General features: G+C 62.7%; 1 protein-coding gene. It reads right to left on the reverse strand.

Annotation, left to right across the window (positions count from 1 at the left end; all coding sequences use genetic code 11):
- A partial coding sequence (locus tag ACR0E6_RS22420; RefSeq protein WP_480587523.1) for a glycosyltransferase family 4 protein occupies nt 1–671 on the reverse strand: 671 nt, incomplete at both ends.

The following is a 671-nucleotide window of genomic DNA, read 5'->3' on the forward strand; positions in this document are numbered from 1 at the left end:
CGACATGGGCGCGGGCGGCTATCCCCGCAGCGGCCAGCGCGGCGCGGTCCCACAGCATATCCTGCAGCGCCTCAGTCAGAGCTTGGGCGTTGTCTTTTTCGACTAGCCGTCCGGTCTCACCATCCTTGATCTGCGCACTGAATGCGCCCACCCCGTGGCAGGCAATCGCAGGCACGCCCGAAGACATCGCCTCGAGCGGGGTCAGTCCGAACCCTTCGTGCCGGGCAGGGGCGACAAACAGGTCGAGCGCGCGGTAGGTCTCGACAATTTCGTCCCAGGGGCGTTCGCCCAGAAAGTGAACGCGGTCGTCAAGCCCGGCTTCTTGGAGCTTTTGTTCCTGTTCGGCCTGAAACGCCTCGAATTCTTTGGCGGTGCGCCCGGTGAAGATCACATGGGCATCCGGATGGTCAGGCAGCACCTGAAGGGCAGCATCCACCAGCAGGTCGACCCCTTTCTGGGGGCGGATACGGCCAAAACAGCCGATCAGCACTCCTTTGGGCAGGTCGAGTTTCTGACGCAGGGCCTGCTTGTCCGGCTCCGGATGAAGCAGTTCGGTGTTCACCCCATGCATGATCACCGTCGAGGGGTGCTGAAGAAACGATGCCGCCTGCGGCGTCGTGGCGATCAGCGCGTCCATCTTGTTGATCAGCCATTTGGTGAACCCGGAATGG

Source organism: Ruegeria sp. AP12 (assembly GCF_056540025.1).